This is a genomic window from Cytobacillus sp. Bac17 (assembly GCF_024519925.1).
Lineage (GTDB): Bacteria > Bacillota > Bacilli > Bacillales > Cytobacillaceae > Cytobacillus > Cytobacillus pseudoceanisediminis.
This window is the reverse complement of sequence record NZ_JALJRC010000039.1, coordinates 1-23,763: the sequence shown is the minus strand read 5'-3', so window position 1 is coordinate 23,763 and position 23,763 is coordinate 1. Positions and strand designations below refer to the sequence as shown.

The window sequence follows — 23,763 nt, the reverse complement described above, 5'->3', positions numbered from 1 at the left end:
ATGAGACGTGTGGATAATTTTTTTCACTGGCTGTATTCAAGCGGGCTGTTGATAAGTATCATGCTGACTGATGGACAAGCCGGAACTGCGGGCTGATATGCTTTTCTAAAAAAAAGCCATGTGATATTCTATTAATTTGGGGAATCGATATTATTATTCATTTTGTATATAGATCAATGAAGTATGAAAAGAGAGGTGAACAAATTGGAATTCGATACAATAGCCGCGATATCTACTCCGATGGGGGAAGGAGCCATTGCCATTGTCCGCCTGAGCGGTGACCAGGCTTTTGAAATTGCGGACCGGCTGTTCAGAGGGGTGGGAGGCAAGCGTCTAAAGGATGTTGCTTCCCATACCATTCATTATGGGCATATTATGGACCCCAAAACCGGACAGATTGCTGAGGAAGTAATGGTATCGGCCATGAAGGGGCCGAAGACATTTACTAAAGAAGATGTCATTGAAATCAACTGCCATGGCGGACTGGTTTCCGTAAACCGCGTGCTGCAGCTTTTGCTGAATAATGGCGCACGCCTGGCAGAGCCGGGTGAATTTACAAAGCGCGCCTTTTTGAACGGGCGGATTGATTTATCCCAGGCAGAAGCGGTTATGGATTTAATCCGCGCCAAGACGGACCGGGCTATGAACATGGCACTTGGCCAGATGGAAGGAAGGCTGTCAAAGCTTATTCAGAAGCTTCGGCAGGAAATTCTGGAGATCCTTGCTCACGTAGAAGTCAATATCGACTATCCGGAATACGATGATGTCGAAGAAATGACCCATCAAATGCTGATGGAGAAGGCTTCTTATGTAAAGCAGGAAATCGAAAAGCTTCTTCAGACTTCACAGCAGGGGAAAATACTGCGTGAAGGACTTTCAACGGTCATCGTCGGGCGGCCAAACGTTGGAAAATCTTCCTTATTGAATAGCCTTGTCCATGAGAATAAGGCGATTGTGACAGATATTCCGGGCACCACCCGTGATGTCATCGAAGAATACGTGAATGTAAGAGGAGTGCCTCTCCGCCTGGTTGATACAGCCGGCATTCGTGAAACGGAAGATATTGTGGAACGGATCGGTGTAGAAAAATCAAGGCAGGTATTAAAGGAAGCAGATTTGATTTTGCTTGTGCTCAATTACTCGGATGAATTGACCTCTGAGGATGAAAATATATTTAAAGCCGTTGAAGGCATGGATGTCATTGTAATTGTCAATAAAACCGATCTTGACCAAAAAATCGACATGAATCGCGTCCGTGAGCTTTCCAAACATCATAAACTGGTTACAACTTCTTTATTGGAGGATCAGGGAGTCGACGATCTTGAGGAAGCTATTGCTTCTCTATTTTTTGCAGGCTCCATCGAAGCCGGGGATATGACATATGTATCCAATACCCGCCATATTGCCCTATTGAACCAGGCGCAAAATGCCATTGACGAAGCGATGCAGGGTGTTGAGATGGGAACCCCAATTGACATTGTGCAAATTGATTTGACGAGAACATGGGAGCTGCTTGGTGAAATTATTGGCGATAGCGTCCATGAAAGCTTGATCGACCAGTTATTCTCGCAGTTCTGTTTAGGAAAATAGATGATTTAAGCAGGCTGTGTCAGCTGACGCAGCGGAAATAGATTTTTTAACTTTTGCAATCGGCCGGCTCAGCCTCTGTTTAGCTTGTGCCTGCCTGATTGCTGCAAAGGAGGCCGCATCATGACATATGAAGCTGGAAGTTATGATGTCATAGTAGTCGGAGCCGGACACGCGGGTGTGGAAGCAGGCCTTGCTTCGGCCCGTCTCGGCGCAAAGACATTAATGATTACAATCAACCTGGATATGGTAGCCTTTATGCCCTGCAACCCCTCAGTAGGAGGCCCTGCAAAAGGGATTGTGGTAAGGGAAATCGATGCACTTGGCGGAGAAATGGGCAAGAACATTGATAAAACCCATATTCAGATGCGCATGCTCAATACAGGAAAAGGCCCTGCAGTCCGTGCCTTAAGAGCTCAGGCCGATAAGTTCACGTATCAGCATGAAATGAAAAAAACGCTGGAAAATGAACCAAATCTGACATTAATTCAGGGAATGGTTGAACGGCTGATTGTCGAAGATGGAGAATGCAGGGGCGTCGTCACCCAGACAGGTGCCGTTTATCATTCAAAAGCAGTAGTCATTACGACAGGAACCTTCTTAAGAGGGGAAATCATCCTCGGTGAGCTGAAGTACTCAAGCGGTCCTAATAACCAGCAGCCATCCATTAAGCTCTCAGAGCATTTGCAGGAGCTTGGCTTTGATCTGGTCCGTTTTAAAACAGGAACACCGCCGCGCGTTAATAGCCACTCCATTGATTACAGCAAAACGGAAATTCAGCCAGGCGATGACGTGCCAAGAGCTTTTTCCTATGAAACCACAAAGTATATTACAGATCAGCTTCCTTGCTGGCTTACGTATACCAATGAAGAAACGCATACATTGATCGACAATAATCTTCATCGCTCGCCAATGTATTCCGGTATGATCAAAGGGACAGGACCTCGCTATTGCCCGTCGATTGAGGATAAAGTTGTCCGTTTTAATGATAAGCCGCGCCATCAGATCTTCCTGGAGCCTGAAGGCCGCAATACACAGGAAGTGTATGTGCAGGGGCTTTCAACAAGCTTGCCGGAGGATGTACAGCAGAAGATTCTCAGAACCATTCCTGGACTTGAAAATGTACAGATGATGCGTGCCGGCTATGCGATTGAGTATGATTCCATCGTACCAACGCAATTATGGCCGACACTTGAAACCAAAAAGGTTAAAAACCTCTATACTGCCGGCCAGATTAACGGGACATCCGGCTATGAAGAAGCTGCCGGCCAGGGGCTAATGGCAGGCATGAATGCCGGATTAAAATCACTGGATAAGGAAGAAGTCATTTTAAGCCGTTCAGATGCTTATATTGGCGTCCTGATTGATGACCTTGTGACCAAAGGCACGAACGAGCCTTACCGTCTATTGACTTCTAGAGCGGAATACCGTCTGCTGCTTCGCCATGATAATGCCGACCTGCGCTTAACAGAGCTTGGCCGCAAAGTAGGGCTGATCAGTGAAGAACGCTATGAAAAATTCCTGATGAAAAAGCAGGCGATTGAAGAAGAGAAAGCACGTCTGCAAGGCATCATCATCAAACCGACTTCTGATGTGCAGGAGCTGATCAAAAGCCAGGGCGGAAGCGAGCTGAAGGATGGCATCCGCGCATCTGATTTGCTGAAGCGTCCGGAAATGACATATGAGCATATCCAGCAGGTAGTTCCGGCTGAGAGCACGCTTGATCCGGATGTAACCGAACAGGTAGAAATCCAGATCAAGTATGAAGGCTATATTGAAAAGTCACTTCAGCAGGTAGAGCGCCTGAAGAAGATGGAAAACAAAAAGATCCCTGAAAACATCGATTATGATGATATTAACGGACTGGCTTCCGAAGCAAGGCAAAAGCTTAAGGAAGTAAGGCCGCTATCTCTCGCGCAGGCTTCACGGATTTCCGGTGTAAACCCTGCCGATATCTCTATTTTGCTTGTTTATTTAGAGCAGGGCAGAATTGCACGAGTTTCAGCGGAGTAAAAGGGAAAATCCGATCATGTCTGAGAACCGAAAGGATTTATAAATGAATACCGAACAATTTACAGAAATGCTGGCGGCGAAGGGGATTGCCCTTTCGCCACAGCAATTGCAGCAATATGACACCTACTATTCCACACTGGTGGAATGGAATGAAAAAATGAATTTAACAGCCATCACGGAAAAGGAAGATGTTTATCTTAAGCATTTTTATGACTCGATAAGCGCTGCTTTTTACTTTGATTTCAACCAGCCGTTAAAGGTTTGTGATGTCGGTGCCGGTGCCGGTTTTCCAAGCATACCGATTAAAATTGCTTTTCCAGGTTTACATATTACGATCGTTGACTCTCTTAATAAGCGCATTGGATTTCTGGAACATTTGGCAAAGAAGCTGGAGCTTGATAATGTGCGCTTTATCCATGACCGTGCGGAAACCTTTGGCCAGAACAAAGAATACCGTGAGTCTTTTGATGTTGTGACAGCACGGGCTGTTGCCAGATTGTCCGTTCTAAGCGAGCTGTGTCTGCCTCTGGCAAAAACAGGCGGCACATTTGTGGCCATGAAGGGTGCCAGTGCAAAAGAGGAACTGGATGCCGGCAAAAAGGCTATCTCGGTTCTTGGCGGAACACTCGTTGATTCCCACACGTTCACCTTGCCTGAAGAAGAGAGTGAGCGGAATATTTTAATCATTAAAAAAGAAAAGAGCACTCCTAAAAAGTACCCGCGGAAGCCGGGGACACCCAATAAAACACCAATTGAATAGGGTGCGCAATCTGCCATTGTATGACATAATGGTTTAAACTAATCGATTTTTCCAGATATTTATATTGCTCCTGTCCAGCAGGATTTGTCATGATGATAGAGAATATGTAATAGGGAGTTTCGTAAAGGTGGTGCAGGGTGATGAAGCATTCTTTCTCACGCTTTTTTGGCCTAGGCGAAAAGGGAGAACAAGTTACAGCGGAAAAACCAGCAGAAGAACAATTGGATATTGAAGACTTAAGCGACAGAGAAGAAGTTAAGAAGATACCTATTGATCAAATCGTCCCCAACCGTTTTCAGCCAAGAACGGTGTTTGATGATGAGAAGATAGAAGAGCTTTCTCGGACCATCCATACACATGGTATCATCCAGCCGATTGTCGTACGGGAATTTGAGGATGGCCAGTTTGAAATCATAGCAGGTGAACGCAGATACCGGGCCATGAAAAAGCTGGGCTGGGAAGAAGCTCCGGCTATCGTAAAAAATTTAAGTGATACAGAAACAGCTTCAGTGGCTTTAATTGAAAACCTTCAAAGGGAAGAACTGTCTCCAATTGAAGAAGCTGTTGCCTACGGAAAGCTTTTAGAACTGCATAATCTGACACAGGAAGCGTTGGCACAGCGCCTTGGAAAAGGCCAGTCAACCGTTGCAAACAAGCTTCGGCTGCTGAAATTGCCGCAGCCTGTCCAGGATGCGTTATTAAACAAATCAATCACAGAGCGGCATGCCCGTTCGCTCATTCCGCTGAAGGACCCAGAGAAGCAGGTCGCCCTGCTTCAGGAGATAGTGGAGAAGAATCTGAATGTGAAGCAGACAGAAGACAGGGTTGTCAAAATTCTCGAACAGAAAAATCCAAAGCCGAAGCCGAAGCGAAAGGCGTTCAGCAAGGATATGAGAATTGCGGTCAATACGATCCGCCAATCATTATCCATGGTTTCTGACAGCGGCATTAATCTTGATTCGGAAGAAGAAGAATTTGATGAATTTTATCAAATTACGATTAAGATTCCTAAAAAGAAATAATTTTTTAACGCGAGAGATGAAGCAGGGCCTCCCTGTTTTGTTTTTCGCGTTTTTTTTGAAGGACGATAAAAAGACTATTAGAATCTTCTTATTTTTTACAAAAAAATTATTCTGTCCTGTTTTTCGTGATAAAATAGACTACGTGATTTAACCATTCTAATAAATTCGCAGATAGATAGATCGTAATACTGATAGATGAAAGCAGGTGACACCGTGGGCAAGATTATAGCCGTTGCGAACCAGAAAGGCGGAGTTGGCAAAACGACCACTTCCGTCAATCTTGGCGCATGCCTGGCATACATAGGCAAGAAAGTGCTGCTGGTCGACATTGATCCGCAGGGGAACGCCACAAGCGGAATTGGCATTGAAAAAGCTGATGTCGATCATTGCATCTATGACGTTCTCGTTGATGATGTGGAAGCATCAAAGGTTATAAAATCAACTTCGGTAGAGAATTTATATGCAATCCCGGCAACCATTCAGCTGGCAGGTGCAGAAATTGAATTGGTGCCGACCATCTCGCGGGAAGTAAGATTAAAGAGGGCTCTTGAAGAAGTAAGAGCAAACTTTGACTATGTTATTATCGACTGTCCCCCTTCTCTCGGATTACTGACAATTAACTCGCTGACCGCTTCGGATGCCGTCATCATACCAGTGCAATGCGAGTACTATGCGCTTGAGGGTCTGAGTCAGCTTCTGAATACGGTCCGCCTTGTGCAGAAGCATCTGAATCATGATTTGAAAATCGAAGGCGTACTGCTGACGATGCTTGATGCCCGTACAAATCTTGGCATTCAGGTCATTGAAGAAGTGAAAAAGTATTTTCAGGATAAAGTATATAAAACAATCATTCCCCGCAATGTGCGGCTGGGAGAGGCTCCAAGCCATGGAGAACCTATCATTACTTATGATCCGAAGTCACGCGGAGCTGAAGTATATTTAGAACTGGCAAAGGAAGTGGTTTCAAATGGCTAAAGGTTTAGGAAAAGGTCTGAATGCTTTTTTCAATAATATTGAAACCGAAAAAGAAGAAACCGTACAAGAAGTCAAAATAAAGGACATCCGTCCAAACCCTTATCAGCCGCGCAAAGTGTTTGAAAAGGAAGCCATCGAGGAATTGAAGCAGTCCATCCTTGAACACGGAATTCTGCAGCCGATCATCGTCCGCAAAAGCATCAAAGGCTATGAAATTGTAGTTGGGGAGCGCCGCTACCGGGCAGCAAAAGAAGCAAATCTTGAAAGAGTTCCTGTTGTCATACGGGAATTGAATGAACAGCAGATGATGGAGCTCGCTGTTCTTGAGAATCTGCAGCGTGAAGACTTAACTCCGATTGAAGAAGCGGCTGCATACCAGCTGTTAATGGAGAAGCTCAAGGTGACACAAGAGGAGCTGGCCAAGCGCCTGGGAAAAAGCAGGCCGCATATTGCCAACCATATTCGCCTGCTTTCCCTTCCTCCGAAAATTCAAGGTTTGATTTCTGACGGGAAAATCTCCATGGGTCATGGCAGAGCCCTATTGGGCCTGCGGAAAAAAGAGAAACTGCAGGCGCTCGTTGAAAAAACAGTTAAAGACGGCTTAAATGTCCGTCAGCTTGAACAGCTGATTCAGCAGCTGAATGATGTTTCACGTGAAACGAAAAAGCCAAATGCTCCAAAAGACATTTTTATTAAGGAACGCGAATCCTCCCTCCGAGAAAGATTCGGAACCACGGTCCATATTAAACAGTCCAAAAACAAAGGGAAAATAGAGATTGAATTTTTCTCAAAAGAAGATTTGGAACGCATTATGGAACTTTTAGAAACCAATTCGTAAGCCATCTTAATGATGGTTTATTTTTTTACAGGTATTCAAAAAAAGATTGTAGGTCAGTACCTTTCGTGGTAATTTTAATAGAAAATAATTCGCATTGCGAAATAATTAGGTGAAGAATATGTTTTTGCTAGGAACGCTTGTGAATGGATTATTGATAATTATAGGAACACTGCTGGGGAAATTGCTTCATCGCATTCCTGAGAGTATGAAGGGGACGGTTATGCATGCGATCGGCCTTGCTGTCATGGTGCTCGGCCTGCAAATGGGTCTTAAAAGCGAGAACTTCCTGGTTGTGATTTTAAGTCTTGTTTTCGGAGCAGTTATTGGAGAATACTTTGCTCTCGAAGATAAGCTGAACAAACTTGGCGATTGGCTCGAAAGCAAAATCGGCTCAAAAGGCCAAGGCAGCATTTCGCAGGGCTTCGTAACGGCTACGCTTATCTTTGTCATTGGTGCTATGGCCATTATCGGCGCGCTCGACAGCGGTATCCGGGGCGACCACTCGGTTCTTTATACCAAATCGATTATTGACGGCTTCACCTCCCTTATCTTAACGACTACATTAGGGATTGGTGTGCTCTTTTCAGCTTTTCCGGTCATGCTTTATGAAGGACTCATTGCCCTTTTTGCCACCCAAATCGACCGGTTTGTCCCCCAGCTTCTTATGGACAGCTTTATCAAGGAAATGACCGCGACAGGCGGAATCATGATCTTTGCGATTGGTCTGAATCTGACAGGGATAACAAAGATCAGGGTTGCGAACCTGCTTCCTGGAATTGTGGTTACGGGGATTATTGTGTCGGTTGTTTATTTTTATGGAATTTATTTTTAGGTGATTTAGTTGTTGGTGCGGTGATGTGACGCATGTGCACTGGAATTTATTGTGCTTGCGGTGGCTTAACAATTTGGTTGCAGTGCATAAACTAGTGAAATTGCGCATGTACCTGATACGAGCGCGAAAATCTGCTATGAGCGCACGAAAAGAAGAGAGAACGGCGCATAAACAGGGTGAGAGCGCAAAAGTAATTTCCAGATAGCGCTTTAAACTTACCGAATCGGCGCGAAAAACTATAAAAAGAGCGCGAAAAGATGGTAGAACGGCGCATAAACCGGGTGAGAGCGCAAAAGCATCTTCAGATAGCGCATAAAAAAACTGAATCAGCGCGAAAACCTGTAAAAAGAGCGCGAAAAGATGGTAGAACGGCGCATAAACCGGGTGAGAGCGCAAAAGTATCTTCAGATAGCGCATAAAAAAAACCGAACCAGCGCGAAAATCTGTAATAAGAGCGCGAAAAGAAGAGAAAACGGCGCATAAACCAGATTGGGAGTGCTAATGCATCTACATACAGCGCATAAACTCATCGAACGAAACCCTGTCAGAACAGCGCAATGCCAAACCTCCCATCCCCAGCTAACCAAAAAAGCCGCAGGCCCAATTCCCCTGCGGCTTTCCTATTCATTAAGGTGTTTGTTCACGGTTTAGTTCCCACTTGAATGCAGGCCAAGCTGGTGCAGTCTGGTGGGTCAGGCTTGCTTCATAGATGCCGCCTGCGATGGTTTTGGCCATTTTCAGGACGAGGTTGAGTCTTGTGTTCTGGAGGACGAAGAATTCCATAAATCCGCTGACGTTGACGATGCCGGTTATGTGCATGTCCCCTACTTCCGGCAGGTCTTTATTGACTCCGGCGCCAGGCTTGACGGGCCCTTCTCCGATTTGGATGACACCGACGCTTTTTAAGCGGCCCAGGCAGGCGTCGATCCCGATGATAAAGGGATTAAAATGCTTCTTTTTGATTTCGTTCAGTTTTTCTTCCAGGTTTACGGCATGGATCGGGTCCTCCAGTGTTCCGTATACATGGAAAGATGAAATGGATTTTTCCTCGAGGAGTGTGCCGACCAGCGGACCTAATGAATCGCCTGTAGAGCGGTCTGTGCCAATGCAGACAAAAACGATGGGACGGCAGCTGATGCCCGCAGGCAGAATATTCTTCAGTTCAGCAGCCAATTTTTCAGCAGAGTTTGTTTCTTCATGCGAGATTCTGGCAGAAGCCCCGCCTTTCTTGTCAAACAAGTTTGGTTTGAAGTTCATATAGGTCCACTCCCTCTTTATTCCTTGCCATGCCCGAAATACAAGTATTTATACGTTTTTAACAGTATACGGAAATTTTGTGTAATCTATACATACCTGTATTATTTAATCGTTAAACAATCGAGTTTTAAACTGTAAAGTCATGAGAAAAATTGATAAAATTATTTTGTTTTACAGAGGGATTCGCACTGAGAGGCAAGATGCAGTATAATTTCATACAAAGTAAAGGATTGAAATTTTGAACACGATAACTGTCTAGCTCCAGGCGCCATCGGCTCTCGGGTCTAAGCTTGTCTAGTTTCGGCTCCTAGGGACTCGAGGTCATAAGCCGATAAGCGGGCCCTTCCGCTTTTCTATATTTTCACTAAAGTAAAGCAGGTGAAATCATGAGTCCTATTGAAAAAATGATTAACAGTATGATAGATAAGCTTTCTAATGAACAGACATGGATAAATATCGGAGAAGGCATCTTTAAAATTTTTGCGATTCTGATCGTTACGAGCATCCTGATCAGGATTGGCAAGCTGGCGATCCGCAATATTTTTAAAGTGAGGGCACCGTCAAGGCTCCGAATCTCAGAGCGCAGGGAAGCTACCCTTCTGAAGCTGCTTGAGAATATGCTTACGTATGTGGTGTTTTTCGTTGCGGCGATCATGATATTATCGGTGCTGACGATTGATGTAAAAGCCCTTTTGGCCGGTGCCGGAATCGTCGGGCTGGCTGTTGGGTTTGGGGCACAAAGTCTTGTAAAGGATATCATCACCGGGTTTTTCATCATTTTTGAAGACCAGTTCTCGGTGGGGGATTATATCCGGATTGATCAATTTGAAGGAACGGTAGAAGAAATCGGATTGCGGACAACAAAGATTAAAAACTGGACAGGTGAAGTTCATATCCTTCCGAACGGAAGCATTATGCAGGTCACTAATTTTTCCATAAATAACAGCGTTGCCTTTGTGGATGTCAGCATTGCTTATGAAGGCGATATTGTGAAAGCTGAAAGAGTTCTTCAGGAATTATTCGAAAAGCTGCCGGGCAAATATGAGGATATGGTCAAGCCGCCGGAAATTCTCGGCATCCAAAATCTGGCTGCTTCTGATGTGGTGCTGCGCGTGGTTTCAGAAACGCTGCCAATGAGGCACTTTTATATTGCACGGCAGCTGCGGAAAGAAATTAAGCTTTGTTTAGATGAGCATGGCATTGAAATTCCGTTCCCGCGACTTGTTATGTATACACGGAATGATCAGGCAAAGGAAAATCCTAAACTGAATGCGGAGGGATAAATATGGAGCAAAAGGAATTTGATCTACACGATGTGGTGGAAATGAAAAAGCCTCATCCATGCGGGGTTAACAAATGGAAAATCATCCGAATGGGAGCAGATATCCGCATTAAGTGCGAAGGCTGCGGCCACAGCGTGATGATTCCAAGAAGGGAATTCGCCCGCAAAATGAAGAAAATTCTTGTTAAGCATGAGGGGTAAATAGATAAATACGGGGAGATGAGGGTTTTGGCGGATACATTCAAGTCAGCCTGTCCCCTTAACTGCTGGGACAGCTGCGGCTTTCATGTAACAGTTGAAGACGGTAAGGTGACAAAGGTAGATGGCGATCAGGACCATCCAATAACAAAGGGGAAAATTTGCGGCCGCGGCAGAATGCTTGAAAGCAGGACCAATTCTCCGGAGCGCCTGCTTCATCCGATAAAGAAGGTGGATGGAGAATTTGTGCGAGTTTCATGGGAGCAGGCTTTGCACGATATTTCCCTGAAAATGAAAGAGCTAAAAGAAACAGCTGGGACCACTTCGGTCCTGCACAGCCATGATTATGCCAATGGAGGCTTGCTGACGAACCTGGGTCAGCGCTTTTTTAACTGCTATGGCGGAGTGACTGAGCTGACGGGATCCATCTGCTGGGGAGCCGGCATCGAGGCTCAGAGCTGGGATTTCGGAGATGCGTATAGCCACGGGCCTGAAGATATTTTAAACAGCAAACATATTGTTGTCTGGGGCAGAAATGTCGCGCGCACCAATATGCACCTGTATCAAAAGCTGCAGGAAGCAAAGAAGCAAGGTGCCAAGCTGTATGTAATTGATCCGATTTTTAATGCGACGGCTAAAATAGCGGACCGTTATTTTTCCATCAAGCCGGGAATGGATGGATGGCTTGCGGCCGGCATCATGAAGGAAATGCTCCGTCTGGGCGCAGAAGATAGAAGTTTCATAGATAAGTATTCTATTGGCTTTGAAGACCTGAATGAACTGCTGAGCAGTGTGACACTTGAGGAAGTGGCAGAAAAAACGGAAGTGCCTGCAGAGGTGATGACCGAGCTTGCGATGGTCTATGGGGACCGCCCCGTTTCCACTTTCTTTGGCCTGGGCATGCAGCGCTACGAAAACGGCGGAAACACGATCCGGCTGATGGATGCTTTAATTGCTGTGAGCGGAAATATTGGCATCCCGGGCGGAGGCGCAAACTATGCCAACAGGCAGGTTGGGCAAAGCTTTGATGGGGCAGCCCTCACCCTCCCTGAACGGAAAACGGCTTTCAGGCAATTTACGATGATGCGGCAGGCAGAGGGAATATTAACAGCAAAGGACCCTGAGATTAACATGATTTTCGTTACGTGTGGAAACCCTTTAACTCAGGTCCCTGACTCATCAAGGGTACGCGAGGCTTTTGCATCTGTTGAGACAGTCGTCGTGATGGATCAGTTTATGACAGATACGGCCAAAATGGCTGATTATGTGCTTCCGGTTGCCACAGTTTTTGAACAGGAAGATGTCTATTACTCTTCCATGTACCATCACTTTGTCAATCATGGTCCGAAGCTGGTTGAACCGCCAGGGGAAGCGAAGACTGATTTATGGGTTTGGACTGAGCTTTCTAAGCGTCTTGGATTCGGAGCCGATTTCGATTTTACAAGAGAAGAGTTTATCAGCATGGGCCTCGGTTCACTAAGTGAGCATGGGATCACATTGGATAGCTTAAGGAATTCCCACCATAAGGAACTCCCGGTTGATACGGTGCCCTGGGCAGACCGGCAGTTCAAAACGCCAAGCGGCAAGTATGAATTCACCTCTGCTGCGGCGTTCCGAAAGGGTTCCGAAAGCAGGCTGACACTCGCTCTTCCCCGGGAAACCAAGTGGACGGACAAGGAGCGTGCCAATCAGTTTCCTTATACACTGCTGACGATTCATCCGCTTCGCTCCAATCATTCGCAGCATTATCACCTTTTGAAGCCTGAGCCAAAGGCAAAGGTGGAAATTGCCGACAATATTGCTGAGAAGCTTGGCCTGCAGGAGAACGATTATGTCAAAGTGTGGAATGACCGAGGGGAAATGAAGGGCTTTGTCCATATAATGAAAAAAGCCCATCCGGATACCATCAATATTGATGAGGGCATTTGGTCAAAATTTGGCGGTCCCGTCAATAATCTTACTTCCAGCCGCGAATCGGACAATGGCCTTGGAAGCACTTTGTACGACTGCCTTGTTAATATTGAGAAGATATAAAATTGGGTGACAGGCACCTATACCAGTTCAGCAAAGTGGTATAGGTGCCTGTCACCTTTTCTTTACATTTCAACGGCAACTATCTATAATTGTTAGAGGCTTGTTTAAATGAGAAACAATCGTATTTTTTTAAACATAAGAATCATAACTTTGAATTTCGATAACTGTCTAGCTCCAGCGCCTACCCCCTCGAGGTCACAAGCCAAACCTCCCAGAAAGGTAAAGAACACCTTTCCGTTAGGTTCGTCTTGTGCTTGGGGCCCACAGGATGTGGGTCATGCAGACGTTGCCACAGGACGTGGCGTTCTTAGTCTGCGTTCCTTTGGAACCAAGGCGCTTGCGCTTTTCTTATGATGAATAAAGTTGAGGAGTGACTTGGATGGCTTTAACAGCTGGTATTGTAGGTTTGCCGAACGTCGGAAAGTCTACGTTGTTTAATGCAATTACCCAGGCAGGAGCGGAGTCTGCGAACTATCCGTTCTGTACAATTGATCCGAATGTGGGAATTGTTGAAGTGCCTGATCACCGTTTGAATAAATTAACTGAATTGGTTCAGCCGAAAAAGACTGTGCCAACGGCTTTCGAATTTACGGATATTGCCGGCATCGTAAAGGGTGCGAGCAAAGGGGAAGGTCTTGGGAATAAGTTCCTGTCTCATATTCGTGAAGTAGATGCCATCTGCCAGGTTGTCCGCTGTTTTGCGGATGACAATATTACACACGTTGCAGGGAAAGTTGATCCAATCGACGATATTGAAGTCATCAACCTGGAATTGATTCTGGCTGACCTGGAATCGGTTGAAAAGCGAATTGGCCGCGTGAGCAAGCTGGCAAAGCAGAAAGATAAAGATTCTGTGTTTGAGCTTGAAATTCTGGAAAAATTAAAAGAAGCGTTTGAAGCAGACAAACCGGCGCGTACAGTTGAGTTTACAGAGGAACAAATGAAGCTTGTAAAAGGTCTTCATCTGCTGACAATTAAACCTGTGCTTTACGTGGCGAATGTTAGCGAAGATGATGTAGCTGATCCTTCTTCAAACGAATATGTGCAGCAGGTTAAAGAATTTGCTGCAAAGGATAATGCGGAAGTAATTGTCATCTGTGCAAAAATTGAATCTGAAATTGCGGAGCTTGATGGGGAAGAAAAAGAAATGTTCCTTCAGGAGCTTGGCATCGAAGAATCGGGCCTTGATCAGCTGATTAGAGCAGCCTACAATCTTCTTGGACTTGCAACTTACTTCACAGCCGGTGTACAGGAAGTCCGCGCCTGGACATTCCGCAAAGGCATGAAGGCTCCCCAGTGTGCGGGAGTTATTCACTCAGACTTTGAAAAAGGCTTCATCCGTGCAGAAACGGTTTCCTATGAAGACCTTGTCGCTGCAGGCAACATGACAGCTGCCAAAGAAGCAGGAAAAGTCCGCCTTGAAGGAAAAGAATATATTGTTAAAGACGGAGATGTCATGCACTTCCGCTTTAACGTTTAATTTACTGAGAACCTCTATTTAGGGGTTCTTTTTTTTCTATGCAACAGTATGATGTTGGTTTCAAGCGCGGTGACCGATAAAGCAGCCGGTCATCTCTGCTGCAGCGAAATCGATCTTCAGAATTAAAGCTCGAAAAGAAATCCTCTCTCAAATAAACTTCCATCTAGCAATTAACTCCAGTGATATTGCTTTTGCATAATTAATGTGCTATAATTTCAACTTGTGAGTAATGAATATATTGCTCCTTGCCCTTTTGAAGGGCCGTTAGACCAAAAGGAGGTGAAAGTGATGAGAAAGTACGAAGTTATGTACATCATCCGCCCAAACATTGAAGATGAGGCTAAAAAAGCCCTAGTTGAGCGTTTCAACACAATCTTAACTGACAATGGTGCGGAGGTTTCTGAATCAAAGGATTGGGGTAAGCGTCGCCTTGCATACGAAATCAATGATTTCCGCGATGGCTACTACCAGCTAATGAACGTTAATGCTGAAGCAAAAGCAGTTGACGAGTTCACTCGTCTAGCTAAAATCAGCGAAGACATCATCCGTTACATCGTTGTTAAAGACGAAAAATAATAGATAAAGCCATTTTTACCGAGAGGAGTTGATTCTGATGATGAACCGTGTTGTTCTTGTCGGACGTTTGACAAAGGATCCTGATTTGCGGTATACCCCGAACGGAGTTCCTGTCGCTTCATTCACTCTTGCCGTGAATCGTACTTTTACGAATCAGCAAGGTGAACGGGAGGCAGACTTTATCAACTGTGTGGTATGGAGAAAGCCAGCTGAAAACGTAGCGAACTTCCTTAAAAAAGGAAGTCTTGCAGGTGTAGATGGCCGGATTCAGTCCCGCAGCTATGAAGGCCAGGATGGAAAGCGTGTTTACGTGACAGAAGTCCAGGCTGAGAGTGTGCAATTCCTTGAGCCTAAGAATAGTTCTGGCGGCCAGGGAGGCAATCCGAACTACGGCGGTCCAAGAGATCAGGATTTCCCATTTGGAAATAACAGCAATCAGAATCAACGCCAGGATAATCGTAATCAGGGCGGCTATACTCGCGTGGATCAGGATCCATTCGCAAATGACGGCCAAATCGACATTTCCGATGACGACCTGCCATTCTAATAGTGCCCGATTATGAACGGAAATATATAATCAAAAAGCTAAAGGAGGTAACTGACCATGGCTGGAGGACGCAGAGGAGGACGTGCTAAACGTCGTAAGGTTTGCTTTTTCACTGCAAACGGAATCACTCACATTGACTACAAAGATGTGGATCTTCTAAAAAAATTCATCTCTGAGCGCGGTAAGATTTTACCACGTCGTGTAACTGGCACTAACGCTAAATACCAACGTAAATTAACGATTGCTATTAAGCGTGCGCGCCAAATGGCATTACTGCCATACGTTTCAGGTGAATAATAAATATGAAAAGACGCTGGTATCCGGCGTCTTTTTTTATTATGCTTTCTTCTTTAATGCAGGATTGTATTAAAGTGCAAACCTGATGAAAAAGCCGGCATTCCCTCTTCTGAAATCACGAAGGTTGAACCTGCATTTAATACTAGCTACAATAGACTTTATGAGTTGTTTTATTTGGAATGGTTCAAAAAGCAGGGAAAATGATTTCCCCCTTTTTGGATACACAGTTTGAGGGGTGTATCAATGAATAATGTACATAAATTAACAGAGGGTGCAGTGCTTCTGGCTGTTTTTGCAGTGCTTCTTCTGATTTCGCTCTATGTGCCGTTTCTCGGTACCATTTCGGTTTTCTTCCTGGCTCTTCCGTTTATTATGTTTGCAGCAAAAAATAACCGGATGTATGCAATCGTATTTCTAACGGGAGGCATCCTGCTTTCTCTGATTATCGGTTCGTTTATGGCTCTGCCGCTTGTGCTGACATTTGGACTGACCGGGACGGTAATTGGCATTTTTATAAGTGAAAAGAAAGGACGGATGCCTTCCTTTATTGCGGGCACCCTTGTATTCCTTGCAGCCCTGCTGATCCTGTATGCGGCGGCAGTTGCTCTTTTTAATATAAATATTATTCAAGAAGGCATCGATATGATGGAGGAGTCCATCCAAATTTCAGAAGGAGTGCTTGAAGGCTTTGGCCAGAATGCGGATAAAGCAGTCGAGCAATTTACAGAAGGCCTGAAAATGATTGAGACGCTGACGCCAAGCTTATTCGTCATGACATCGGTTATTTCCGTTTTTGTCATCCAGCTTGTCTCCTTTCCGATTGCCAAAAGATTCGGCATTAAGGTTGAAAGCTGGAAGCCGTTCAGGGAAATGAGCCTGCCGAAAAGCATATTATGGTACTATCTCATTACAATTATAGCTTCTTTCCTTTTTAATCCGTCAGAAGGAAGCTACTGGTTTATGGCGCTTGTAAATATTGCATTCATTCTGCAGATTTTCATGGTCATTCAAGGCCTGTCCCTGATTTTCTTTTTCAGCCATTTAAAGGGGTGGCCGAAAGCTGTGCCGGTTCTGGCCGCTGTATTTACATTTCTTATGCCATTTCTCCTTTATATTGTGAGGATATTAGGTATAATTGACTTAGGATTCGATTTAAGGCAAAGATTAGGAAAAAAGTGATGAACAACACTACTGTTTAGGAGCTGAAAACATGCCTTCGTATTTAGAAAAGCGGTCCATACGCTATCCGATTTTTGGATTGATGGGCATAACAGTGGTGCTTCTCGGTATATTGGCGTACTACAATTGGCTTTTTGCACTAATTGGGCTGTTTCTTGTCATCCTTCCTTTCTACTATCTTTTTCAGCTGATTCAGAAGCATCGGAAGGAGACGGAAGAATACATCTCGACACTTTCCTACAGGGTGAAAAAAGTCGGCGAAGAAGCTCTGATGGAAATGCCGATCGGGATCATGCTCATTAATGATGATTATTACATTGAATGGACCAATCCCTTTTTAGCATCCTGCTTCGATGAAGATACGCTAGTCGGAAGATCGCTTTATGATGTCGCGGATTCGCTTGTTCCGCTGATCAAACAAGAAGTGGAAACCGAAATCATTACCCTTCATGACCGCAAATTTCGGGTGATCCATAAACCGGAAGAGCGCTTATTATACTTTTTTGATGTCACGGAACAGACCGAAATTGAAAAAATGTATCAGGAAGAACGGACGGTTATCGCCATTATTTTCCTTGATAATTATGATGAACTGACTCAGGGGATGGATGACCAGACAAAAAGCAGCCTCAATAGCCTGGTGACCCAAATATTGAATAAGTGGGCACAGGACAATGGGGTCTTCTTGAAGAGAGTCTCGTCTGAGCGGTTTATCGCCGTATTTAATGAACATATTCTGCAGCTTCTGGAAAAAGGAAAGTTCACGATTCTCGATGATGTCCGGGAGACCACTTCCAAGCAAAACGTTCCATTAACATTAAGCGTGGGCGTCGGAACAGGGGTTTCTTCCCTTCCTGAACTCGGTTCGCTGGCCCAGTCCAGCTTAGACCTGGCATTAGGCCGCGGCGGAGACCAGGTAGCCATCAAACAGACGAACGGGAAGGTTAAATTCTTCGGGGGAAAAACCAATCCTGTTGAAAAAAGAACCCGGGTCCGTGCACGCGTGATTTCCCATGCGCTGAAGGAATTGATTTCCGAAAGCGATAAAGTGATTATCATGGGCCACAAAAGCCCGGATATGGATGCGATTGGAGCGGCCATCGGTATTCAGAAAGTGGCTCGCCTGAATCAGCGTGAAGGCTATGTGGTTGTAAATTTCAATGAACTCGATACTGGTGTCAGAAGAATGATGAAGGAAATTGAAAAGAATGAAGAGCTCTTTTCTAAATTCATTACCCCGGAACAGGCGATGGAGATTGCAACAGACGATACCCTGCTCGTGGTCGTTGATACCCACAAGCCATCCATGGTGATTGAAGAAAAGCTGCTTCATAAAATTGAACATGTTGTCGTCATCGACCATCACCGCCGCGCGGAAGAGTTTATCCATAATCCTCTGCTGGTTTATATGGAGCCATATGCCTCTTCCACAGCAGAACTGGTAACAGAGCTTCTGGAGTATCAGCCGAAAAACGGCAGAATCGAAATGCTGGAAGCAACGGCCCTGCTTGCCGGGATTATTGTCGATACGAAGAGTTTTTCGCTGCGGACAGGATCCAGGACGTTTGATGCGGCTTCCTATCTGCGCGGACAGGGTGCAGATACCGTGCTAGTTCAAAAGTTCTTAAAAGAGGATGTAGATACCTACATCAAGCGGGCTAAACTGATTGAAACCGTTCAATTTTACAGAGAAGGAATTGCGATTGCAAAGGGACAGCCGGATCAGATATTTGATCAGGTTCTGATTGCCCAGACAGCAGATACCCTGCTGACGATGGATGGTGTGGTTGCTTCATTTGTCATTTCCAACCGCTCTGAAAACATGATAGGGGTCAGCGCGCGTTCCCTCGGGGATATCAATGTCCAGGTGATCATGGAAAACCTTGAAGGCGGCGGGCACTTAACTAACGCTGCCACACAGCTTCACGATGCAACACTTGATGAAGTTGAGGCCCGATTAAAAGAGGCTATAGATGAATACTTTGAAGGGAGAAAAAAAGAATGAAAGTAATCTTTTTAAAAGACGTTAAAGGCAAGGGCAAAAAAGGCGAAGTAAAAAATGTAGCAGATGGCTATGCACATAACTTTTTAATTAAGCAAGGGCTTGCTGTTGAAGCAAACCAGGCCAATGTCAGCAGCCTGAATGCTCAAAAGAAAAAAGAGGCTAAGCTTGCAGAAGAAGAATTGGCTGAAGCAAAAAAACTAAAAGAAACACTTGAAAAGCTGACGGTTGAATTTACAGCAAAATCAGGTGAAGGCGGCCGCCTTTTCGGCTCCATCACAAGCAAGCAAATTGCAGAAGAGCTTCAAAAGAAGCACAGCATCAAAATCGATAAGCGCAAAATCGAAATGGAAGACGCGATCCGCACGCTCGGATACACAAAGGTTCCAGTCAAGCTTCATACTGAAGTAACGGCAACATTAAACGTACATGTAAAAGAAGCTTAAAGTGAAACTGCAATTAGTTAGAATGCGATAAACTAATATTGGAAGTGGCTTTTGCCGATAAACATGTTAAAATAAAAGGGTTGATTAAAAATGTGATCAGTTTCGGCTGGTCACATTTTTTAAAGGGAAATTTAGAGATTTTTATATAGATATAGTATTGCTTTATAGATAACTGTCCAGCTCCACAGGGGACGCTTCGACAGCAATATCATCAAACGACTAAGAGCGTTAGCTTTTAGGAGGGGCGCCTGCCCTCGTGTTCACAAGCCAAGGCAATGAACGCCTTTCCGTGAGGCGCATCTTGTGCTTGGCGGGGGTGACTAAGGCGCTTGTGCATTTCTTATTAGGAGGTTTGAACAGATGAGTGATTTATTTGCGGATCGGCTCCCGCCTCAAAATATTGAAGCGGAACAGGCAGTGCTTGGGGCAATCTTTCTTGAACCCTCCTCTCTTACACAAGCATCAGAGATCTTGATACCCGAAGACTTCTACCGTGCGGCACACCAGAAAATTTTCAATGTAATGCTGAAGCTGAGCGATCAAGGAAAAGCCGTCGACTTAGTGACCGTGACAGAAGAGCTCAGTGCAGCGAAACTGCTGGAGGATACCGGAGGCGTCAGCTATTTAAGTGAACTGGCCGGCTCTGTTCCAACAGCAGCGAATATCGAGTACTATGCAAAGATCGTTGAAGAAAAGTCACTGCTTCGAAGGCTGATCCGGACGGCGACAGGCATTGCCCAGGACGGCTATACACGTGAGGATGAAGTAGAAGTTCTGCTGGGTGAAGCAGAGAAAAATATCATGGAGGTAGCACAGCGCAAAAACGCCGGTGCCTTTCATAATATTAAGGATGTTCTCGTCCGGACCTACGATAATATCGAGGAAATGCATAACCGTAAAGGGGATATTACAGGGATTGCGACTGGATTTACCGAACTGGATCGGATGACAGCCGGCTTCCAGCGAAATGACCTCATCATTGTCGGTGCCCGCCCTTCCGTGGGTAAAACTGCCTTCGCCCTGAATATCGCGCAAAATGTGGCAACGAAAACCGGTGAAAACGTCGCGATCTTCAGTCTTGAGATGGGTGCCGAACAGCTTGTTATGCGTATTCTCTGTGCAGAGGGAAATATTGATGCGCAAAGGCTTCGTACCGGCTCCCTGACGGATGAGGACTGGGGAAAGCTGACCATGGCAATGGGAAGCCTATCAAATGCAGGAATTTTTATTGATGATACCCCAGGTGTCAGAATCACAGATATTCGATCTAAGTGCCGCCGTTTAAAGCAGGAGCATGGGCTTGGCATGATTTTGATCGACTACCTGCAATTAATCCTGGGAAGCGGTCGTTCGGGAGAAAACCGTCAGCAGGAAGTATCTGAAATCTCACGTTCCCTTAAGCAATTGGCCCGTGAACTTCAGGTCCCTGTTATCGCACTGTCCCAGCTTTCCCGTGGAGTGGAACAGCGCCAGGATAAGCGCCCGATGATGTCAGATATCCGTGAATCGGGAAGTATTGAGCAGGATGCCGATATCGTGGCATTCCTATACCGAGATGACTATTATGACAAAGAATCCGAAGATAAAAACATCATCGAAATCATTATCGCCAAGCAGCGTAACGGCCCGGTTGGAACCGTTCAGCTGGCTTTCGTAAAAGAGTATAATAAATTTGTAAACTTAGAGAAACGCTTTGATGATTCATTTGCGCCGCCTGGTGCATAAAGAGGGCCTGCATTTTGCATGTCCTCTTTTTTATTGTCTTGCTCCAGGAATTTCTGATTTTCATATTTTCATGGTTTTACGAACATATTTTTATATTTTTATTAAAAATGTTCGTGTTTTATTGACTATCACACATCACCTTGATAAACTAAAGTGGTTGAAAAAAGTTACTTAATTAAAAATGTATTTATAGAATTTTAAAACCATGGGATTCCCGGAGGTGCTTTTTAATGTCATCAGTAGTAGTAGTTGGAACACAGTGGGGAGATGAAGGGAAAGGAAAAATTACAGACTTCCTTTCTGAAAATGCAGAAGTTATCGCACGCTACCAAGGCGGAAACAATGCAGGACACACAATTAAATTTAATGGTGAAACATACAAGCTTCATTTAATTCCATCTGGAATATTCTATAGCGATAAAATTTGCACGATCGGAAACGGAATGGTTGTCGATCCAAAAGCGCTTGTAAAGGAATTGGCGTATCTTCATGATAAGGGAGTTACAACAGACAACCTGCGCATCTCAAACCGCGCACATGTCATCCTTCCATATCACCTGAAGCTTGATGAAGTGGAAGAAGAGCGCAAAGGCGCTAACAAGATTGGTACAACGAAAAAGGGCATCGGCCCTGCTTACATGGATAAAGCAGCCCGCAACGGAATCCGCATTGCGGACCTTCTTGACCGTGAAGTGTTTGAAGAAAAGCTTGCGCGCAACCTTGAAGAAAAGAACCGCCTGCTTGAGCGCTTCTATGAAACAGAAGGATTCACAATCGAAGAAATCCTAGAGGAATACTATGAGTACGGCCAGCAGATTAAGCATTATGTCTGCGACACTTCTGTTGTGCTTAATGACGCATTGGATGAAGGCCGCCGCGTGCTTTTCGAAGGTGCACAAGGAGTTATGCTTGATATCGACCAGGGGACTTACCCATTCGTTACATCCTCTAACCCTGTGGCTGGCGGCGTAACAATCGGTTCAGGTGTCGGCCCTACAAAAATCAAGCATGTTGTTGGTGTATCTAAGGCCTATACGACTCGTGTAGGAGACGGCCCATTCCCAACTGAGCTTGATAATGAAATCGGCAGCCAGATCCGTGAAGTAGGCCGTGAATACGGTACAACAACTGGCCGTGCCCGCCGTGTCGGCTGGTTCGACAGCGTGGTTGTCCGTCATGCCCGCCGTGTCAGCGGTATTACAGACCTTTCTCTTAACTCCATCGATGTATTGACTGGAATTGAGACATTAAAAATCTGTGTAGCATACCGTTATAATGGAGAAGTAATCGAAGAATTCCCTGCAAGCTTGAAAGTACTGGCTGACTGTGAGCCTGTATACGAAGAGCTTCCAGGCTGGACAGAGGACATCACAGGCTGCAAATCACTTGATGAGCTTCCTGCGAATGCCCGCCACTATCTGGAGCGCGTTTCACAGCTGACAGGAATTCCATTATCGATCTTCTCAGTCGGTCCGGACCGCACACAAACAAACGTAGTCCTCAGCCCATGGAGACAGAACTAATACTTGATTGGAAAGCCCTAATGCGAATTAGGGCTTTTTGTTTTTTCTGGATGCTGCTTTTATTTTGTGTTCATTCGGACAGGGGGAGGGGAAATCCGAGCGAGTGAGTCCGAAGTTGGTGCTGATTCGGACAGGAGAAGGAGAAATCCGAGCGAGTGAGTCCGAAGTTGACGCTTATTCGGACAGGAGAAGGAGAAATCCGAGATGGCGAGTCCGAAGTTGGCACGGATTCGGACAGGAAGAGGAGAAATCTGAGGGAATGAGTCCGAAGTTGGCACGGATTCGGACAGGAAGAGGAGAAATCTGAGGGGAAGAGTCCGAAGTTGGCACGGATTCGGACAGGAGAAAGGGAAAACCGAGCGAATGAGTCCGAAGTTGGCGCTGATTCGGACAGGAAGAGGAGAAAATTGAGGGAATGAGTCCCAACTTGGAGCACATTCGGACAGAGGAAGAGGAAATCAGAGCTGGCGAGTCCAAACCCGCCCCAGCTGGTTTAAATTTGGGAAAATAAATGGAAATTTAAGGAGTAAACGATAAAAAATGGGGAAAAGAATCCATATCAAGGAAAAGAACTCTTAATTTAGGGAAAGGACCTCTCCAACGGGCTGCTGTAGCGTGGGTTTAACCCTATCCTGCCGCAGTCTTCTCCTAAAAAGAAAGTTTTATAAAAAAAGTTATTGCGCTTTTATAAAACTCTATGATATTATAAAAAGCGTCGCCAAGGTGGCAAGGTTGGTAACACATATAATACGAGCCATTAGCTCAGTCGGTAGAGCAGATTGCAGCATCAGTGAATTTCTTCACCGAATAGCAATCTGTGACAAAGCACGCAGGGCTTTGGAACATCTGACTTTTCAGTATCTGGCTTTAGGCAACAATTATAGTACGAGCCATTAGCTCAGTCGGTAGAGCATCTGACTTTTAATCAGAGGGTCGAAGGTTCGAGTCCTTCATGGCTCACCATTTATATTTTATTTGGCCCCTTGGTCAAGCGGTTAAGACACCGCCCTTTCACGGCGGTAACACGGGTTCGAATCCCGTAGGGGTCATGGCGAATAACCGTCAGCAAACGGCTGGCAAGCCCAGCTTACTTGCTGGCGGTTATTATTTGGTCCGGTAGTTCAGTTGGTTAGAATGCCTGCCTGTCACGCAGGAGGTCGCGGGTTCGAGTCCCGTCCGGACCGCCATTT

21 protein-coding genes and 3 tRNA genes are annotated in these 23,763 nt (G+C 45.3%); 23 read left to right on the top strand and 1 reads right to left on the bottom strand.

The genetic code is table 11. The features are described from left to right. Positions 1-204: 204 nt before the first annotated feature. The 7 genes from mnmE (at position 205) to NR125_RS25870 (ending at position 8,027) form a co-directional block, all read left to right on the top strand. Positions 205-1,590 carry a tRNA uridine-5-carboxymethylaminomethyl(34) synthesis GTPase MnmE gene (gene mnmE, locus NR125_RS25900; RefSeq protein WP_009332486.1) on the top strand — a complete coding sequence of 462 codons (1,386 nt, stop codon included), beginning with the start codon at positions 205-207 and terminating at the stop codon, positions 1,588-1,590. A gap of 120 nt (positions 1,591-1,710) precedes the next feature. Beyond that, complete coding sequence (gene mnmG / locus NR125_RS25895; RefSeq protein WP_009332485.1) at positions 1,711-3,600, top strand: tRNA uridine-5-carboxymethylaminomethyl(34) synthesis enzyme MnmG; 1,890 nt, start codon at positions 1,711-1,713, stop codon at positions 3,598-3,600. A gap of 43 nt (positions 3,601-3,643) precedes the next feature. Beyond that, positions 3,644-4,360 carry a 16S rRNA (guanine(527)-N(7))-methyltransferase RsmG gene (gene rsmG, locus NR125_RS25890; RefSeq protein ID WP_009332484.1) on the top strand — a complete coding sequence of 239 codons (717 nt, stop codon included), beginning with the start codon at positions 3,644-3,646 and terminating at the stop codon, positions 4,358-4,360. Positions 4,361-4,500: 140 nt separating this feature from the next. Next, positions 4,501-5,382, top strand: coding sequence for a nucleoid occlusion protein (noc, locus tag NR125_RS25885; protein ID WP_009332483.1), 882 nt, complete (start codon positions 4,501-4,503; stop codon positions 5,380-5,382). Positions 5,383-5,595: 213 nt separating this feature from the next. Then, positions 5,596-6,357: a ParA family protein gene (locus NR125_RS25880; RefSeq protein WP_009332482.1), complete on the top strand. Its 762-nt coding sequence runs from the start codon at positions 5,596-5,598 to the stop codon at positions 6,355-6,357. Further along, complete coding sequence (locus NR125_RS25875) at positions 6,350-7,195, top strand: ParB/RepB/Spo0J family partition protein (RefSeq protein WP_009332481.1); 846 nt, start codon at positions 6,350-6,352, stop codon at positions 7,193-7,195. The genes NR125_RS25880 and NR125_RS25875 overlap by 8 nt, the downstream gene beginning before the upstream one ends. Before the next feature lie 118 nt (positions 7,196-7,313). Further along, positions 7,314-8,027 carry a DUF554 domain-containing protein gene (locus NR125_RS25870; protein ID WP_019382477.1) on the top strand — a complete coding sequence of 238 codons (714 nt, stop codon included), beginning with the start codon at positions 7,314-7,316 and terminating at the stop codon, positions 8,025-8,027. A 627-nt stretch (positions 8,028-8,654) separates the two neighbouring features. Here NR125_RS25870 and yyaC read toward each other — a convergent pair. Then, positions 8,655-9,284, bottom strand: a complete 630-nt coding sequence (gene yyaC / locus NR125_RS25865) for a spore protease YyaC (RefSeq protein WP_206841016.1) — start codon at positions 9,282-9,284, stop codon at positions 8,655-8,657. A gap of 386 nt (positions 9,285-9,670) precedes the next feature. Here yyaC and NR125_RS25860 point away from each other — a divergent pair, with 386 nt between their 5' ends. The 16 genes from NR125_RS25860 to NR125_RS25785 all read left to right on the top strand — a co-directional run bounded on the left by NR125_RS25860 (position 9,671) and on the right by NR125_RS25785 (position 23,760). After that, positions 9,671-10,567 carry a mechanosensitive ion channel family protein gene (locus NR125_RS25860; protein WP_071158137.1) on the top strand — a complete coding sequence of 299 codons (897 nt, stop codon included), beginning with the start codon at positions 9,671-9,673 and terminating at the stop codon, positions 10,565-10,567. A 2-nt stretch (positions 10,568-10,569) separates the two neighbouring features. Next, positions 10,570-10,767, top strand: a complete 198-nt coding sequence (locus NR125_RS25855; RefSeq protein ID WP_009332477.1) for a DUF951 domain-containing protein — start codon at positions 10,570-10,572, stop codon at positions 10,765-10,767. Between the two features lie 27 nt (positions 10,768-10,794). After that, positions 10,795-12,798 (top strand): molybdopterin-dependent oxidoreductase, encoded by a 2,004-nt coding sequence (locus tag NR125_RS25850; protein WP_071158139.1) that lies wholly within the window; start codon positions 10,795-10,797, stop codon positions 12,796-12,798. A gap of 379 nt (positions 12,799-13,177) precedes the next feature. After that, positions 13,178-14,278 (top strand): redox-regulated ATPase YchF, encoded by a 1,101-nt coding sequence (ychF, locus tag NR125_RS25845; RefSeq protein WP_009332475.1) that lies wholly within the window; start codon positions 13,178-13,180, stop codon positions 14,276-14,278. 288 nt (positions 14,279-14,566) lie between these two features. Further along, positions 14,567-14,854, top strand: a complete 288-nt coding sequence (gene rpsF / locus NR125_RS25840) for a 30S ribosomal protein S6 (protein ID WP_009332474.1) — start codon at positions 14,567-14,569, stop codon at positions 14,852-14,854. Positions 14,855-14,891: 37 nt separating this feature from the next. Then, on the top strand, positions 14,892-15,401 hold the full coding sequence (gene ssb / locus NR125_RS25835; RefSeq protein WP_009332473.1) for a single-stranded DNA-binding protein: 510 nt from the start codon (positions 14,892-14,894) through the stop codon (positions 15,399-15,401). Positions 15,402-15,458: 57 nt separating this feature from the next. After that, complete coding sequence (rpsR, locus tag NR125_RS25830) at positions 15,459-15,698, top strand: 30S ribosomal protein S18 (RefSeq protein WP_009332461.1); 240 nt, start codon at positions 15,459-15,461, stop codon at positions 15,696-15,698. Between the two features lie 243 nt (positions 15,699-15,941). Then, a complete protein-coding gene (locus NR125_RS25825; RefSeq protein WP_009332460.1) occupies positions 15,942-16,877 on the top strand; it encodes a YybS family protein in 936 nt (311 codons plus the stop codon). A gap of 31 nt (positions 16,878-16,908) precedes the next feature. Continuing rightward, complete coding sequence (locus tag NR125_RS25820) at positions 16,909-18,882, top strand: DHH family phosphoesterase (RefSeq protein WP_009332459.1); 1,974 nt, start codon at positions 16,909-16,911, stop codon at positions 18,880-18,882. Further along, entirely contained in the window at positions 18,879-19,325 is a 447-nt protein-coding gene (rplI, locus tag NR125_RS25815) for a 50S ribosomal protein L9 (RefSeq protein ID WP_009332458.1), read from the top strand. The genes NR125_RS25820 and rplI overlap by 4 nt, the downstream gene beginning before the upstream one ends. A gap of 360 nt (positions 19,326-19,685) precedes the next feature. Next, positions 19,686-21,050, top strand: a complete 1,365-nt coding sequence (gene dnaB, locus NR125_RS25810) for a replicative DNA helicase (protein ID WP_009332457.1) — start codon at positions 19,686-19,688, stop codon at positions 21,048-21,050. Positions 21,051-21,280: 230 nt separating this feature from the next. Next, positions 21,281-22,573 (top strand): adenylosuccinate synthase, encoded by a 1,293-nt coding sequence (locus NR125_RS25805; RefSeq protein WP_009332456.1) that lies wholly within the window; start codon positions 21,281-21,283, stop codon positions 22,571-22,573. A 103-nt stretch (positions 22,574-22,676) separates the two neighbouring features. Next, entirely contained in the window at positions 22,677-22,880 is a 204-nt protein-coding gene (locus tag NR125_RS25800; RefSeq protein WP_175502196.1) for a hypothetical protein, read from the top strand. Positions 22,881-23,460: 580 nt separating this feature from the next. Next, a tRNA-Lys gene (locus tag NR125_RS25795) sits at positions 23,461-23,536 on the top strand. A gap of 14 nt (positions 23,537-23,550) precedes the next feature. Beyond that, a tRNA-Glu gene (locus NR125_RS25790) sits at positions 23,551-23,622 on the top strand. 61 nt (positions 23,623-23,683) lie between these two features. Beyond that, positions 23,684-23,760: transfer RNA gene (locus tag NR125_RS25785), tRNA-Asp, on the top strand. Positions 23,761-23,763 lie beyond the last annotated feature (3 nt).